At 40.2% G+C, this 15857-nt stretch carries 22 protein-coding genes and 1 pseudogene; 2 read left to right on the top strand and 21 right to left on the bottom strand.

All coding sequences use genetic code 11. The annotated features are described in order from the left end of the window. Positions 1-32 precede the first annotated feature (32 nt). The 4 genes from LC090_RS04110 to LC090_RS04095 all read right to left on the bottom strand — a co-directional run bounded on the left by LC090_RS04110 (position 33) and on the right by LC090_RS04095 (position 2923). The gene (locus tag LC090_RS04110; protein WP_224596183.1) at positions 33-449 is read right to left on the bottom strand and encodes an RrF2 family transcriptional regulator; all 417 of its coding nucleotides are present in this window, start codon (positions 447-449) and stop codon (positions 33-35) included. A 70-nt stretch (positions 450-519) separates the two neighbouring features. Beyond that, entirely contained in the window at positions 520-870 is a 351-nt protein-coding gene (locus LC090_RS04105) for an IDEAL domain-containing protein (protein ID WP_226655540.1), read from the bottom strand. An 85-nt stretch (positions 871-955) separates the two neighbouring features. Further along, the gene (locus LC090_RS04100) at positions 956-1960 is read right to left on the bottom strand and encodes an LLM class flavin-dependent oxidoreductase (RefSeq protein WP_226655539.1); all 1005 of its coding nucleotides are present in this window, start codon (positions 1958-1960) and stop codon (positions 956-958) included. Between the two features lie 201 nt (positions 1961-2161). Next, positions 2162-2923 (bottom strand): DeoR/GlpR family DNA-binding transcription regulator, encoded by a 762-nt coding sequence (locus tag LC090_RS04095; protein WP_226655538.1) that lies wholly within the window; start codon positions 2921-2923, stop codon positions 2162-2164. Between the two features lie 216 nt (positions 2924-3139). Between LC090_RS04095 and purU the strand changes: the two genes are divergently transcribed. Beyond that, positions 3140-4006: a formyltetrahydrofolate deformylase gene (purU, locus tag LC090_RS04090; protein WP_226655536.1), complete on the top strand. Its 867-nt coding sequence runs from the start codon at positions 3140-3142 to the stop codon at positions 4004-4006. A gap of 42 nt (positions 4007-4048) precedes the next feature. Here the strand turns inward: purU and LC090_RS04085 are convergent, their stop codons facing one another. The 5 genes and pseudogenes from LC090_RS04085 to LC090_RS04065 all read right to left on the bottom strand — a co-directional run bounded on the left by LC090_RS04085 (position 4049) and on the right by LC090_RS04065 (position 6503). Next, positions 4049-4135, bottom strand: coding sequence for a YjcZ family sporulation protein (locus LC090_RS04085; protein WP_136948892.1), 87 nt, complete (start codon positions 4133-4135; stop codon positions 4049-4051). Between the two features lie 116 nt (positions 4136-4251). Further along, positions 4252-4356, bottom strand: a pseudogene (locus LC090_RS04080) (YjcZ family sporulation protein); the annotation flags it as partial. A gap of 309 nt (positions 4357-4665) precedes the next feature. Next, positions 4666-5283, bottom strand: coding sequence for a flavodoxin family protein (locus tag LC090_RS04075; protein ID WP_226655532.1), 618 nt, complete (start codon positions 5281-5283; stop codon positions 4666-4668). A gap of 144 nt (positions 5284-5427) precedes the next feature. Next, on the bottom strand, positions 5428-5730 hold the full coding sequence (locus tag LC090_RS04070; protein WP_226655530.1) for an EthD family reductase: 303 nt from the start codon (positions 5728-5730) through the stop codon (positions 5428-5430). A 71-nt stretch (positions 5731-5801) separates the two neighbouring features. After that, on the bottom strand, positions 5802-6503 hold the full coding sequence (locus LC090_RS04065) for a TVP38/TMEM64 family protein (protein WP_226655528.1): 702 nt from the start codon (positions 6501-6503) through the stop codon (positions 5802-5804). A 198-nt stretch (positions 6504-6701) separates the two neighbouring features. Between LC090_RS04065 and LC090_RS04060 the strand changes: the two genes are divergently transcribed. Further along, positions 6702-7988: a hemolysin family protein gene (locus LC090_RS04060; protein WP_226655526.1), complete on the top strand. Its 1287-nt coding sequence runs from the start codon at positions 6702-6704 to the stop codon at positions 7986-7988. A 45-nt stretch (positions 7989-8033) separates the two neighbouring features. Here LC090_RS04060 and LC090_RS04055 read toward each other — a convergent pair whose 3' ends face one another. From LC090_RS04055 to LC090_RS04000, 12 genes are all read right to left on the bottom strand, one after another. Next, on the bottom strand, positions 8034-8813 hold the full coding sequence (locus tag LC090_RS04055) for a sulfite exporter TauE/SafE family protein (RefSeq protein WP_226655523.1): 780 nt from the start codon (positions 8811-8813) through the stop codon (positions 8034-8036). Positions 8814-8870: 57 nt separating this feature from the next. Continuing rightward, positions 8871-9098: a sulfurtransferase TusA family protein gene (locus LC090_RS04050; RefSeq protein WP_224596228.1), complete on the bottom strand. Its 228-nt coding sequence runs from the start codon at positions 9096-9098 to the stop codon at positions 8871-8873. Between the two features lie 16 nt (positions 9099-9114). Next, the gene (locus LC090_RS04045; RefSeq protein WP_226655520.1) at positions 9115-10236 is read right to left on the bottom strand and encodes an MBL fold metallo-hydrolase; all 1122 of its coding nucleotides are present in this window, start codon (positions 10234-10236) and stop codon (positions 9115-9117) included. Between the two features lie 74 nt (positions 10237-10310). Further along, positions 10311-10874: a sulfurtransferase TusA family protein gene (locus tag LC090_RS04040; RefSeq protein ID WP_226655517.1), complete on the bottom strand. Its 564-nt coding sequence runs from the start codon at positions 10872-10874 to the stop codon at positions 10311-10313. A 20-nt stretch (positions 10875-10894) separates the two neighbouring features. Next, positions 10895-11203, bottom strand: a complete 309-nt coding sequence (locus tag LC090_RS04035) for a rhodanese-like domain-containing protein (RefSeq protein WP_226655515.1) — start codon at positions 11201-11203, stop codon at positions 10895-10897. Between the two features lie 11 nt (positions 11204-11214). Then, a complete protein-coding gene (locus LC090_RS04030) occupies positions 11215-11574 on the bottom strand; it encodes a rhodanese-like domain-containing protein (RefSeq protein WP_226655514.1) in 360 nt (119 codons plus the stop codon). A 12-nt stretch (positions 11575-11586) separates the two neighbouring features. Then, positions 11587-12066: a DsrE/DsrF/DrsH-like family protein gene (locus tag LC090_RS04025; protein ID WP_226655513.1), complete on the bottom strand. Its 480-nt coding sequence runs from the start codon at positions 12064-12066 to the stop codon at positions 11587-11589. 54 nt (positions 12067-12120) lie between these two features. Beyond that, entirely contained in the window at positions 12121-12381 is a 261-nt protein-coding gene (locus LC090_RS04020; protein WP_224596240.1) for a metal-sensitive transcriptional regulator, read from the bottom strand. A gap of 137 nt (positions 12382-12518) precedes the next feature. Further along, complete coding sequence (locus LC090_RS04015) at positions 12519-12887, bottom strand: YidH family protein (RefSeq protein ID WP_098444989.1); 369 nt, start codon at positions 12885-12887, stop codon at positions 12519-12521. 104 nt (positions 12888-12991) lie between these two features. Beyond that, positions 12992-14119 carry a peptide-methionine (R)-S-oxide reductase MsrB gene (msrB, locus tag LC090_RS04010; RefSeq protein ID WP_226655512.1) on the bottom strand — a complete coding sequence of 376 codons (1128 nt, stop codon included), beginning with the start codon at positions 14117-14119 and terminating at the stop codon, positions 12992-12994. Between the two features lie 3 nt (positions 14120-14122). Continuing rightward, positions 14123-15166 carry a sensor histidine kinase gene (locus LC090_RS04005; RefSeq protein ID WP_226655511.1) on the bottom strand — a complete coding sequence of 348 codons (1044 nt, stop codon included), beginning with the start codon at positions 15164-15166 and terminating at the stop codon, positions 14123-14125. After that, a complete protein-coding gene (locus LC090_RS04000; RefSeq protein WP_226655510.1) occupies positions 15163-15849 on the bottom strand; it encodes a response regulator transcription factor in 687 nt (228 codons plus the stop codon). Before LC090_RS04000 ends, LC090_RS04005 begins: the two co-directional genes overlap by 4 nt. Positions 15850-15857 lie beyond the last annotated feature (8 nt).

Genomic DNA, 15857 nt, shown 5'->3' with positions numbered 1-15857 from the left:
TTACAGTTAGAACATAAAACAAAAACAATCGTTTATAATTGTTTTTGCTTCAGGCTTTGAATAATATCACGGATCGTATATTGTTTCAAGAATGCTGTTAAGTGATTCTCAGCATCTGTAAAAATATCGCCAAGTACATTTGCCAAGTTCGCTCCAACAAGGCAATACTGATTTGAATCAGGGCACCTTGGTTGAAGTGCGCCAATAGACGTTAGGTTATAGATCTTATCAAGCGTTACTTCTTCCACTTGGCAAGATAACGTAAAACCGCCACCAGCCCCTTCTTTTGAAACGATATAACCGTTTTTCTTGAGTAAACTAAGAATTTTTCTCATACGAACGGGATGGACCGAAGCACTTCCGGCAAGGTAATCACTTGTTGCCATCTGCCCTGGCTTAATTGCGAGTAAAGCCAGACTGTGTACGGCGAGAGTAAAATCACTATTCAATTGCAGCGCCTCCCAACACTTTCTTCCACTTCCATCCTATCGTATTTCATTTATTGCTGGCAAGAAAATTTTAACAGGGAACTACTTCCTCCGACTCATTTCGAAGTTCTTTTAGCTGTGCCGAAAGTTCCATGAACCATTCTTTGTCTTTTGTGATCAAGGCAACTTCAATAAGATTTAGCAAGAAGGATTCATCCTGCTCAAAATTAGGTTCTTCCAGCTGAGAAATACGATTCTGGAAAGTTTCAATTACTTTTCCAACAGTTTCTGGGTTATCACATTCTAGAACGAATACTTTAATCGTTCCAAGATAATTATTAACAGATTCAACGTAGCCATGAATCAGTTCATCATGGACAGATTTTCCTTTTACCCAATCACCTTTTTGGTATTGTTCTTGTTGATGTAGTTGATTCATCATCATTTTACCTCCTTATTTGGAAGACTAGTTTGTGTTCCAACTGAGTCAAGGTATAGTGTAATTTTAAATATTACAGTTCATTTTGTCAAGAGACACTATCATTTAAATGAAATGCTTCTGCAAGTAGTTCATATGACTTCAGTCGAGCTTGAAAATCATGTGTAATGGTATTAATCATCACTTCATCCGTTTGGTATTGATCGGCTAATTCTTCTATTAGCTGTTTCACCTGAGTCGGATTACCTACGATCATTCTTTTTCTGTTTTCCCGAATCCGTTCTTTATCAAACACAGTATAAGGAAAGCGACGTGCTTCATCGGGTGAAGGAAATCCATCTCCCGATTTTCCTTGTTCAATTAATAAGATTGATAAATCCAAACTTGAGGCCAGATATTCCGCTTCTTCTTCTGTTTCCCCGCAGATAACAAAGATTGCAACGTTTGTTTTAGGCGTCTCATTAAATTCAGATGGTACAAAACGAGAACGGTATTTGTCAACCACATTTGTTCCACCATAACCGTTAATGAAATGGGCAAATGTAAATCCAAGTCCACGTTGAGCCGCCATCATTCCGCTCGCTCCACTTGAACCTAACAGCCACATTTCAGGTGTCGTACTTCCAAGTGGCGTTGCACGTACGTTCATTCTCTCAGGGTCTTCCCCTTTTAGATAAGCGGCTAGCTCGTTGACCTGCTCTAAATAGCTGTCCATCCCCATACTGTTACCCCCTGCTAGGGCCTTTGTAACATTCGGCATCCCTCCTGGAGCACGTCCAAGACCAATATCAATGCGGTTTGGATTTAACGTCTCAAGCACACGGAAGTTTTCCGCAACCTTATAAGGGCTATAATGAGGTAGCAACACCCCACCAGAACCGATCCGCATCCGCTCCGTATTCGCTGCCAGGTGCGAAATAAGGACTTCCGGACTAGAGCCAGCAAGACTTTTCGTACTGTGGTGTTCTGAAACCCAAAAACGGTGATAGCCTAACTTTTCTGTTTCTTTTGCAAGTGTCGTTGTTTCTCTAAGTGCTTCAGTTGGCGTATTGCCTCTTGAAACAGGCGATTGATCAAGTACACTTAATTTCATATTTTAGTCGCTCCTTTAATGTAAAAATAATCATTACAGTTGATCTTATCAAAAGAAAAAGGGTAGACCAATTATTTTGCCTGTCCGCTATTAGTTGTTACCCTTTTTGCAAACAAAAAAACGGACTGTCACGCCCAATTGGTTACGCCAGTCCGTTTCTTTAATCTAAATAAGCTGTATTTTAAAGTTATTACAGAAAACTTACTCTTCTGCAACAACCAGCTTAACCTGATGATTGCGAAGCATTGTCTGTATATTCTCTTCTGGAAGCTTGTCCGTAATAATCAAATCAATGTCTTCAAGTTGTGCAAATGTAAAAAATTCAGAACGATAAAATTTCGAATTATCAGCAAGCGCGATCACATACTGAGATTGTTCAATCATCTTCCTTTTCACCATGCCGTCTTCTTCATGAGCAATCGTTAATCCTTTATCTGATATGCCAATAACACCAATAAAAGCAATGTCAGCATTATAAGAGCCTACTTTTTCGACAACTGCAGATCCATAAAGAAAGCGATGGTCCTTCTCTAGTTTCCCACCAAGAAGATGAATATCAAGTTGGTTTCCATTCGATAGAATGTCCGCTTGGTGAATAGAATTTGTAATAACAGTCGCTTGCTTCTCCACAAGAAATTCGGCGCATGCTTGAACCGTCGTAGATGCATCAAGAATGACAACGTCTCCCGGACTAATATAATTTGATGCCATTTTTCCGATTCGCTGTTTTTCTTTGGAAACCACTTTCAGCCGATCGTGATAGGACTGGATCTCATGACGTAATTCAGGAAGTACGGCCCCACCCCTGGTTCTCGTGACTGCTCCTTCTTCTTCAAGCTTCACTAAATCGCGTCTAGCTGTATCCCTCGATACGAGAAATAGTTCGCAAATGCGCTCTACTGAAATCCGTTCATATTCTTTCAAATAATCTAGAATGGCAAGCATTCTTTCTTCTTGATACATCGGTGCACCTCTTTTCCAACCACTTACATTATAAGTTTTTATAAGCATATATTCAATAGTAAATAAGTATTAATAATTATATTTAATTAAAGATAAGTAATTGTAAGTATTTAATTCTTATTTCCTCTCTTAAACCTTCCTTCAAAAAATCCTTTTGCGCTTTACTTCGAAATAATGTATTATTTTAAATATTTACAAGATAACAGGAGGCAAATAATGAAGGAGAACTTAGAAAAAGGGATTTTATTAATTTCCTGTCCAGATAAAGAAGGGATCGTTGCAGCAGTTTCAACTTTTTTATTTTCAAATGGGGCTAACATCATTCATTCTGACCAACACTCTACGGATCCTGTTCAGGGCCATTTTTTTATGCGGATTGAATTTAGTCATCCACACTTGAATGATCAACTAGTAGCGTTAAAAGAAGCTTTTGAAGAAACCGCAAAACCCTTCAAGATGGAATGGTCCATTACTGTTTCTTCTAAAAAATCTCGCCTCGCTATTTTTGCGACAAAAGAAGACCATTGTTTGCAGGAATTACTGTGGAGATGGCAATTAGGAGAGCTTCACGCAGACATTGCTATGGTCATTAGTAACCACCTTGACTTTAAAGAGCTGACTGAGAACGCTGGAATTCCTTTCTACCACGTACCAGTTACAAAAGAGTCTAAACCGGAGGCAACTTCCGAGCATCTTCGCCTCCTGAAGGAGCACGATGTGGATACGGTTATTCTCGCCAGGTATATGCAAATCATTCCCGAAGAGCTTATTCACCTTTATCACAACGAAATCATTAATATTCATCACTCTTTCCTACCAGCCTTTATCGGAGGGAATCCTTATCAACAGGCGTTTGATCGAGGTGTCAAACTGATTGGAGCGACGGCGCATTATGTGAATGCTAAGCTGGATGAAGGACCAATCATTGAACAAGATATCACTCGGATCAATCATCGGTACGATGTGACCGACTTAAAAAGGCATGGGAAAGATATTGAACGAATTGTCCTCTATCGTGCTGTGAAATGGCATTTGGAAAAGCGCGTGATTGTTCATGGAAACAAAACAATCGTTTTTCAATAATTTTCATAAGAAAAAGCACCCCATTCGGGTGCTTTGCTTATTTTAGTAAGCCCATACTGCGCCAACGATAATCAATAGAATGAACAATACAACGATTAGCGCGAAGCCTTGACCATAACCGTAACTCATGTGTATCCCTCCCTTCATGCTAATGTAACAAGAAAGGTTTAGTAGCCATATCCGCCGTAACCGCCGTAGCCACCTTTTCCGTAACCACCACACTGACCGCCGTAATTAGCTCCGCCAACTGCAGCAGCTCCAACGATAATCAATAGAATGAACAATACAACGATTAACGCAAAGCCTTTACCGTAGCCTCCGCCACGTACTTGCTCTTTTCCACCACTCATTAGAAAACCCCCTTTCCTGGAAGGTTACTAACACTATATGTTGTAAAGGAAAAGAAGGATTAGGCTAGTGTCCATAGTTCGATAGAAATATCATCTCAACTTATCTGTCACGTTTAGAGAATGCCTGCTACAGCTAGTAAAATAATCACAAGAAGAATGAAAAGGATAAGAAACAAAATTAATTCATCCATTGAGATCCCCCCGTAATCGGTCGTTTACTAGTTTATGTAACTTTGGGCACCCAGGTGAATGAAACCTCACTAACCAAAAAACAGCCCCTTCCTAAATGAAGAGGCTGTTGCTTCATGCTTATTCCATTGTATTCCCTCTAGCCGGGATCGGGTTTTCGTTAAAAATACGCGCAAAGTGAATTAAATTATAGGCCATTGTTTTCGCATGACCTGTTGAAAAGTCATTCTTCTGTCCATTTGCTTCAATGTAGGACTCACCTGGTCCAGCTTCTCCTACCCAATAAGTATCCACATTTGGCGGAACGGTAATGCCAATATGAGAAAATCCGTATAGGATGGAAGCCGCCGCATGCTTGGCTCCATCTTCATTACCTGTAATCACAACGCCGCCAACCTTATTATAGTATAGGGACTGGCCTTTCTCGTTCGTTAAACTACTTCCTCCGTACAAGCGTTCCATCGCAAGCGTTGCAATGCTACTTTTTTCTCCTAGCCATAGTGGTGTTCCTAACACAATAATATCAGCCGCTTTCACCTTTTCGAAAATAACTGGCCATTCGTCCCCCTGTCCTTCATCTTCTGAAATGCCGTAAGCGATCTTATAATCAGCTAACCGGATTGTTTCAGACTCAATCCCTTCTTCTTGAAAAATGACTTCCGCTTCATTGTAAAGCGCATCTGTATTTGACGTCGTTTCACTCGTTTTAAGTGAGCAATTTAAAAACAATGCTTTCATATATGGAGCTCCTCTCTAAACTTTGGTTATTCCTACCATCTCTTTACCTCTTCCTCCATAATTTAAACAACTCCTTATGCTATTTATAAGAGCCCTCAAATCAAAAAAACACTTGAATAGCGCTTCAAGTGTTTTCCTTCTTCATTATTCTGTTATGAGCAGAAGTGGCGGTTCGTTAAGAAATTTCATCATGTTTTGTCCATCTTCCGATACTTTTGCCCACGCTGGAGACTGCATCGCATCCTCCAAATGCTCTTTGGATTCAAATGCAATCGTTGCTGTTAAGAAATATTTCTTGTCGGTATTCATTGCTGCTGTAACGTAATTTACTTCAGCATGAGTGACATTTGGAACATCTTTTACAAGAGTCATATGATTCTTCTCATAATAACTTTTAAATTCTTCTACCTGCTTCGGTTCCTGATAAAGGACAACAATTTTGGCCAAAATTCATCGCTCCAATTTGTTTATTTCTTATACAATAAGCTAAGTTAGTCTAATTGGAAAGTAATATGCATTTAGCTATGTCCCTTCGATGCTGTTTTCTTTTTGTAATCGGACCTCACTTTTCCAATAATAACGAACAAGGCAATTAGAACACTTGTCCAAATAAAACGTTGTTGATATTTATCCAAATTGGCAATGTCATGCCCGACAAGTGTGTATAGGAACGTCCCTGGAATTTGACCGAGAGCCGTTGCTATAAAAAAAGAACGAAACGAGATCTGACTAAGTCCTGCAAGAAAGCTGATAAAATCAAAAGAGACAATGGGAATTAACCTTGCCACAAAAATTAAAAAGAAACCGTTTTTGCCGCTGTACCGATTTGCTTGATGGAGGAGATGATTCTGCTTCGTAACTCTCTCAACAAAGCCTGCACCTAGAAGCCTTGCGAGCCAGAACATCACAATGGCTGCTGCCATTCCTCCCGTCCAGCTGATGAGGAAACCAAATGGAATGCCAAATGCTAGTCCATTCGCCGCCGCAATTACAAATGATGGAAGTGGCGCAAGTATCCCCTGAGCAATCATGAACGCTATACTAATAATCGGTGCCCAAATGCCTAAAGATCGAAAGTATGTAGCAAGGACAGATAGCGATTCAAGTGAAAGGATAGAGCGCATTTTCGCTAACCACGGTGGATTAATGATAAAGATAACTATGATGACAATGATCATGGTTATTCCGATCCATAAGAATGGATTCACTGACTTTTTCATAATTAACTCCTCTTCTGAAAAAACTAGAGTATACCGATGCTTGAAATAGTGTGCAGACGTTACCAGCACATTCCTCTTTTAAATCGAAAGTGCTTTGGAAATATTTTTGTTTTACCTTCCCCTAAAAGAGGAAAACTTCGATATAATAAGACAACTATTACATAGGAGGTGAACCCTTACAACTCTGTAAGGGCCTTATTGGAACTAATTAAAGTGATTGCTGTGATCTTGCTAATTGTATTAACCGCATTTTTCGTAGCTTCTGAATTTGCAATTGTTAAGATCAGAAGAACGCGAATTGATGCACTTGCTAGTGAAGGAAATAAGAAAGCGAAATCCGTTCAAAAAGTACTCGGTAACTTAGATGGCTACCTGTCAGCCTGTCAATTAGGTATTACGATTACTGCGCTAGCGCTAGGTTGGCTCGGGGAAGAAACAGTGGAACTACTCTTACATCCGTTGTTTGAGCTCATGAATCTACCTGACTCCATTGCGACTCCTCTTACGATTGCGCTAGCTTTTGCGATTATTACGTTTCTTCACGTTGTTCTTGGTGAGCTTGCTCCTAAAACATTTGCTATTCAAAAAGCTGAAAGCATTAGTTTACTCCTTGCTGGTCCCCTGATTTGGTTTTACCGAATTATGTACCCGTTTATATGGGCATTAAATGGGTCAGCTCGAGGTGTTGTAAAGTTATTTGGGCTTAAGTCTGCTAATGAGCACGAACAAGCCCATTCTGAAGATGAGCTTCGTCTTATTTTATCAGAGAGCTACAAAAGTGGTGAAATCAATAAATCCGAAATGGAATTTGTCAATAACATCTTCGAATTTGATGAGCGTATGGCTCGAGAGATTATGATTCCAAGAACCGAAATGACATGTCTCTTTTTAGATAATACGACGGAAGAAAACCTTGAAATCATGAAAAACGGAAAGTATACACGCTATCCTGTGGCAGATGGGGATAAGGATAAAATCATTGGTGTTGTGAACATTAAAGAAATTTTAACACAGTATAAATGGGGCGATGAGCTCATTCTTAAAGATTACATCCATCCTATCAATCATGTGATTGAGACGGCTCATATTAAAACACTGTTGGCGAAAATGCAAAAAAGTCATAATCACATCGCGATCGTTGTAGATGAGTATGGCGGGACAGCAGGACTCGTCACTGTGGAAGATATTCTAGAAGAGATCGTTGGAGAAATACAAGATGAATTTGATTTTGATGAAAAGCTTCCGATTCGTGAAGAAGATAACGGACAAACCATTGTAGATGGAAAAGCACTTATTAGCGATATTAATGAGCTTCTCGGTACATCCATCGATCATACGGATGTTGACACAATTGGCGGTTGGATTCTCACTCATGACATTGAACCTAAACAGGGTACATCATTTACAGTCGATAACTATCAGTTTACCGTTCGTGAAGTAGATGGACATCAGATTAAAGAGCTTGTCATTAAGCAAAACCAATAGAAAAAAGCTGTGGCATCCTATAAAACGATGCCACAGCTTTTTCATTTAAGATAAAAGGTCAATCCATATTTTAATGGACGTCCCAAGGATAAGGGCAGCAAGCACCCATTGAAGAATTTTTGTGTTGATTTTCTTACCAGCATTAGCACCCAGTGGCGAAGCAATTAAGCTTGCGACAATCATAATGGCAGCTGGTAATAAGAGAACTTGACCTGTTGCCAATTTACCTACGGTTGAACCAATTGATGAAATAAACGTAATGGCAAGAGAAGAAGCGATCGTCATTCTCGTTGGAATCTTCAACACGACGAGCATGATCGGTACGAGAAGAAACGCCCCCGCTGCACCAACAATCCCTGCACCAATCCCAACAATAAAGGCAAGGGCTGCTGAAAGAAATTTATTGAATTTCACTTGATCAAGAGGAACATCATCAATGCCTTTCTTCGGTATAAACATCATAACAGCTGCAATCGCTGCAAGAAGTCCATAAACAACATTAATGCCCTGCTCCGACATCATCGTTGACCCATATCCACCGATAAAACTACCGATAAGAATGCTAACTCCCATGTAGAGGATCAATTGTTTATTGAGATAACCACCTTTACGGTAGGCCCAAACACCACCAATGGTTGCAAAGAAAACTTGCACCGCGCTTATACCAGAAACTTCGTGGGCACTAAATGCAGCAAAGCCAAGTAGAGGTGGAATATAAAGCAACATGGGGTATTTAATAATGGAACCACCGATTCCAACCATCCCTGAAATAAAGGAACCAATAAATCCAATTGCAAAAATCGTGATAATAAAGCTGAAATCCATCCTATTCACTCCTTCCATTAAAAAAGAGGTACTGAATCAGTACCTCCTATCTCATTACTAAGCCTTCTTGATCCAGAAATAAAACACGCCATCTGTTTCTTCAGACTTCATCAATTCATGACCGCCAGACTTCGCCCAGGCAGCAAGGTCACTTTGTGCACCTTTATCTGTTGCTTGCACCTCAAGTACTTCACCTGACTCCATATCCTTCATTGCTTTTTTCGTTTTTACGATTGGCATCGGGCATGCTAGCCCTTTTGTGTCTAATGTTTTTTGTGAATTCATTTGTAATTCCTCCTTATTAGTTAACCGCACAGCGGTTTGGTCCAATTTCCATTTCTCTTTTCGTTTCTTCATCCGGGGTCATTTTCCCCATGTTTGTTTCACGAATTTCTTGATAAGCATTTGGCTGTGGCGGAAGGTTTTCCGTTACCATTTTTCTAAAATCTTCTTCTTTTTCTACGTTAAGACCATCATTCTTTTGGTAAAGATCCTGCAGCTTTGCAGAGACGAGTCCTTTTTCATCAAGCTCTGCCATTTTTGAAAAGTGAGCTGGTAGCACAACTAATTCTCCAGCCATTTCTTTGTAACGGTTGTAAAGCGTTGTGCGTAGGTCTTGGACCCAATCCTCAGCCTTACCAGCTAAATCCGGGCGTCCAATGGACTCGACAAATAGAATGTCGCCTGTTAAAAGGTAAGCATCATTGATCATAAGGGACGTACTTCCAATTGTGTGTCCTGGAGAGTAAATCGGTTCAATCGTAACCTCACCAATGGTTACTGTGCTTCCTTCCTTCAATGCTGTATAGTCGAACGTTACTTCACCAGCATCTTCTTCTGGTAGGTAATACGTTCCATTCACCTGATCAGCTAAAGTCTTACCACCAGAAATATGGTCTGCGTGAAGGTGAGTATCGAACGTTGCTTTAATAGCAAGACCTTTATTCTCAGCAAACGATGTGTAATTCTCAATCATGCGATTCGTATCCACAACAGCTGCTTCACCATTCGATTCGATCAAATAGGAAAGGCACCCTTTTCCAAGGCGAACAAATTGATAAAGCGCTCCTCCCGGAAGGTCGCCAACTTTAACTGGCTCGAGGTATTCACTCCATGCCTTCATGCCACCTGAAAGATAAGACACATTCTCTAGTCCTGCTTCAACAAGCTCTTCCCCTACAAAAATGGAAGATCCTTCTTTTGCGCATACAACAAGAATTTCTTTGTCTTTTGGAAGCTTTGGTAGAATCTCTTCTACTCCATCAATTAAATCGAAATAAGGAACATTCATTGACGTAACGGAAGCCCCTTCGATTTTCCAATCGCCGTATGCATCTTCATTTCTTACATCGAGAATAAAGAGCTCTTGCTGATTGATTATTTTTGTTGCAACTTCACTTGCTTGTTTTTGTTTCAAAGCCACTTTTATACCCCCATACGTATTATAGTTTCCAAAAAAATTTATGTTGCGGGGAAAAACTCCCCGCCCATTAATGATTAAAGATCAGACGTTGTTGGACCGTCCCATTCGGACATTCCTGGCACAACATTAATAACATCGTAGCCACTCTCAGCTAGCTTTTGAGCAGCAAGATCACTTCTTGTACCTGTACGACAAACCACATAAATTTTCTTTTCTTTATCTAGCTCTGCCATACGTGTATCCAAATCGCCTAGTGGCACTGAGATCGCATTTGGAAGGTGGCTAAATGCATATTCTGCTGGTTCTCTTACATCTACAATCGTGACTTCATCGTCGGATAGTTTAGCTGTAAGGTCTTCATTTGAAATGACATGTGGATGACTCTTCTCAAGTGTCGTTTCTCCATCTGACGCCTTACGAACATAATGCTTTAATACGTCTCCTTCTTCCACTGTACCAAGATAGTGATGCCCAACTTTATCAGCCCACGCTTTAAGGTCAGCTTTAGATCCTTTGTCTGTCGCTAGAATTTCTAGAACGACTCCAGAATCAAGGTCCTTCATCATTTTCTTTGTTTTGACAATGGGCATCGGGCACGCTAGCCCTTTCGCATCGAGTACGTGATCAGTTTGTATCATAAGTCTACCTCCTGTAGTAGTTATTCTGTTTCTCCAGTCCATGCAAGCATGCCGCCTGTCATATTTAGAACGGAATACCCGTTTGATTTCAAAACCATTGAAGCCATACTACTTCTGCCACCAGATTGGCAGACAATGATATGCTCTGTATCTTTATCAAGTTCATTCATTCTCGCCTGTAGTTCATTAACCGGAAGATTATAGGCACCAGGAATCTTTCCTGCGGCCACTTCTTCTGGTCCGCGAACATCGACAATACTAATCGATTTATTAGCTTTTACCATTTCATTTACTTCAGCTGGTGTGACATCTTTTACATAACCAGACATTAGAACTCCCCCTATTTCCACATATTCATTCCGCCGCGAACATTATAAACAGAGTTAAATCCCTGTCTCTTCAATTCTCCGCAGGCTTTTGAACTTCTCATACCACTTTGACAGATCACAACAACTTCTTTATTCGGATCTAGTTCTTTTGATCGTTTGCTTAATTGGTGAAGCGGCATATTTTTGAATTGCTTTACTTTTTGTCCTTTATATTCACCAGGTGTCCGAACATCAATAAACTGAACATCTCGTTCGTTAAATTTCGCTTTTGCCTGTTCAGAAGTGATGGTGGTTACACCTTTTCCAGGTCCTACTTTCTTGAAAATGAACCAGGCAGCTATGACGATAACTGCGATTACTAAAAGTTCCATCTCATTCGCTCCTTAAATGAAGAGATTAACGTTACCGTCTTCAGCATCACCTAGATATGCGGCAACACCTGCATAATCGATTTCTTCCAATAGCTCTTCTTTTTGTAGACCTAGTAGATCCATTGTCATCGTACAAGCAACAAGTTTCACTTCTTGTTCTTGTGCAAGTTCAATTAGCTGAGGAAGTTCTGTTACATTATGCTTTTTAATGACGTTCTTAATCATTTTCTTTCCCATTCCACCATAGTTCATTTTGGAAAGGCCCATTTTGTCAGCGCCACGTGGCATCATTTTGCCAAACATTTTCTCAAGAAAACCTTTGTTAACATCAACTTGCTGATCTTTCCGAAGAGCGTTCAAGCCCCAGAAAGTATGAAAAATGGTTACCTCATGATCATAAGCGGCTGCACCGTTTGCGATAATGTAAGCAGCCATTGCTTTGTCGTAATCTCCACTAAATAAAACGATTGTTGTTTTTTTCTGTTCACTCATTCTATCTATATCCTCCTCTTATACACCCTGGGGTATATAATGTATTAAAATTTTTTATCGACTTCTAACTAACAGATTAACAGCTTCCTTCACCACATCATCAGTCGATTCTCCCTGTTCGATTTGTTGATGAAGACACTGTTCAAGGTTCGAACTTACGATGACTCCAATGGAACGATCGATACCAGAACGTGTTGCTGAGAGTTGCGTTACAATATCTTCGCAGCTCTTCTCTTGCTCCATCATCTGGATGACACCGCGTAATTGACCTTCAATACGCTTCAATCGATTCATAACGGCTTTATCGTATTTCATTTACTTACCTCCCAACTATATACCCCTAAGGGTATAAAATCAAGTAAAAAAATTTATCTGTAAAACAATTTGGTTTGTGCTTCAAATACCTATAGGGGTATTATAACGCATCTATAGAAAATGTCAACACCCTGGTTTTAAGAAAGCCAATTGATTTGAATAATAAAGTACGTAGCGATTAGTGCAATCATTAACAACACGACAACGAGTAGAAAAACAACGATCCATGAAGAAGAAGGTACCTCGAACTTTAAAATACGTTTTTTCGTGCGATAGAACTGCACGGCTCCCCCCGCGATCGTCAGCAACCCGAAAAATAGTGAAGAAAAACTAATGAAGACTGCTACCTGGTCATCAGCACGTTCTCCTGCAGCTCTAGTAAAATGTAAGCTCGCTGTTAGAAAACCTATACCTATGATAGCAATCGAAGTGCGAACCCAGGCTAGAAACGTTCGTTCATTTGCTAAAAGCTGCTGCACACGTCCATCCGCTTTTTTATTTTCCATGTTTCCTCACCTCACCTGAACTGCATTATATACCCCCTTGCGTATATATGCAACTATCGATCACTTTTATTGTATCCCTTTAAAAGCAAAAAAAGCAGAATCGATTACGATTCTACTTCTTCATCAAATAAACGTACGAATTCACCATATCCTCTCTCTTTCATTTCATCTTTCGGTATAAATTCAAGTGCAGCTGAGTTTAGACAATAGCGAAGACCCGTAGGCTCAGGACCATCTTCAAACACATGACCAAGATGAGAGTTTGCCTCTTTACTTCTTACTTCAGTGCGAACGGTAAACCAACTTCTATCTTCTTTTTCTATAATGTTCTCTGGTACCAGTGGCTTAGTGAAACTTGGCCACCCTGTACCTGATTCATATTTATCGATCGAGCTAAAAAGCGGCTCACCTGAAACGATATCAACATAAATCCCTGCTTCTTTGTTATCCCAGTATTCATTCTCAAATGCTTTCTCAGTATCATCTTCCTGCGTCACACTGTATTGAATTGGCGTGAGCATTTCCTTTAATTCTTTATCAGTATACGTAACCGATGCTTTTGGTTCTGATACGGGTACTTCGCGATCATTTCCCCAGGCCTTCTCAAGGAACTGATCGCGACCAGAGTTTTCTCGATAAAATTTGTAGCGAAACTCATTTTCTTTATAATAATCTTGATGATAATCCTCTGCTACATAAAAGGTCGTTGCTTCTTCAATCGGAGTGACAATCTCTTTATCGAACCTTCCTGAATCCTCAATCTCCTGTTTCGACTGCATCGCAGCCGATTTTTGCTCTTTATTGTGATAAAAGATTCCCGATAAGTATTGATCACCCCGATCGACAAACTGCCCTTCATCATCTGTCGGATCAATTTGTCTCCAAAAAACATCTAAAAGTGTCTCATAGCTAACAACAGAAGGATCATAGTATACTTGAACGGCTTCAACATGACCGGTCCCCCCTGAAGATACTTCTTTATAAGAAGGGTTTTCCGTTTCGCCACCAATATATCCAGAGACGGCTTCTCGTACGCCATCTAACTTTTCAAATGGTGGCTCCATACACCAAAAGCATCCTCCAGCAAAAGTTGCTACCGCTTCATTATCCTGGACAGCCTGTGCCGGCTCACTCCCATATGAACGTTTAAAGATCACATCATATAGTTTCGGCAAGGTAAAAACCAAAACAGCGGCTATACCAGCCAACAATATCCACCTTGTTATTTTCATCTGTTATTCCTCCTTTATTTCTAATGGAAGCATAAACCAGAATTCACTGCCTTCTCCTACAGAGCTTTCAACACCTATCTTACCTCCATGAAGCTCAATCAGCTGGCGCGATATGGCCAGACCAAGACCTGATCCTCCATATTTCGTATTCCGTGATTTTTCTACACGGAAGAAGCGTTCAAAGATTTTTTCTAACTCAGCTTCTGGAATGCCGCGTCCCTCATCTTTAATAAAAAAAACAGCGGCAGCTTCAACTTTTTTCAGTGAAATGGTAATAGTAGAGCGATTATACGAGAAAGCAATAGCATTCTGGATCAAATTGGTTAACACGCGTTTAATCTGATCAGGCATCATCGGAATGACATCTAGCTCTTCATCAATGTGCACAGAAAGCTCAATTTCCCTTTCTTCAAGCTTACGATCAAATTGCTGTAACGTTTCGACGAGAATCACATCAGGATGAACCAGTTGTGGTTCGTAAGGTGAGGTGCCGCTCTCTAGTTGTGACAAATGTAAGAGTTCTTCAATTAAGTAACTTAACCGCTCTGTCTCTCTTTCAATTGTCTCAAGATATTTCTTTTCGGTTTTCTCATCAGTCACAACCCCGTCCAGTAAGGCTTCTGCAAAAGACCGAATGGAAGATACCGGGGTTCTTAGATCATGCGAAACATTGGCAATCAACTCTGTTTTATAACGTTCAGAACGCTTCACCTCTGAAAACATACCGTTCAACTTTTCAGACATCACATTAAAATGGTGGGCTAATTCTTGTATTTCTTTCGGACCTTTCTCTGTCACCTTTACATCAAACGTTCCTTCTGCAATGCGACTTGTATCCTCGGTCATCTGATTCACTGATTTTAGAATTTGGGAAGTAAATAGAAAGTGAGCCAGCATGGAAAGAGACCCTGCTCCCACTGTGATCAACGTAAGGGTAAAAATCAATTCAGGTGAAAGCACCATTTTGACATAACTAATAATAAGAAAAACAAGAATGAATGCAATAGAAATTCCATTAGCAAGCATGAACATTGTTCGAAGCTTCATGAAGATTTCCCCTCAAATTTATACCCGATACCCCATACCGTCTTTATCCAATTAGGTGCTGCTGAATCTTTTTCTATTTTTTCACGAAGGCGCCTAACATGTACATTAATCGTATTAACATCACCATCAAATTCATATCCCCAAATGGCTTCAATCAATTGCGACCGAGGGAAAACCCGACTTGGGTGACTGGCAAGTAAATAAAGAAGATTAAATTCCTTAACGGTCAACTCTACCTCGGCGCCATTAATCGTTACTTTCCTTCTTGATTCATCAATTGTGAGCTCACCAAATGTTATTAAAGATGGTACATGCTGTCGTTTAGTTCTGCGCAAGATGTTTCGCACTCTAAGAACAAGCTCTCTTGGGCTAAACGGTTTGGTTAAATAATCATCTGCTCCAACTGTTAAGCCTAAAAGTCGATCTCGCTCCTGACCTAGCGCTGTTAGCATAATAATAGGAACATCATCGACTGATCGAATTTCCTCAGCGACTTCGATTCCATCTTTTATAGGCATCATCAAATCAAGTACAATGAGATCTGGCTTCTCTTTTTCCCACCTACTTATAGCCTCTTGACCATCTGTTGCAGTAATCACGTGATACCCATCTCTCTCTAAATATCTCCTACTAACATCTAATATGGATTCTTCATCATCCACCAGCAGTATCTTATCTGCCACTGCACTTC

The sequence above is a fragment of the Guptibacillus hwajinpoensis genome (genome assembly GCF_020524165.1).
Taxonomy (GTDB): Bacteria; Bacillota; Bacilli; order Bacillales; family Guptibacillaceae; genus Guptibacillus; species Guptibacillus hwajinpoensis_D.
The sequence above is the reverse complement of the archived record's forward strand: the minus strand, read 5'-3'. Positions and strand labels throughout refer to the sequence as shown.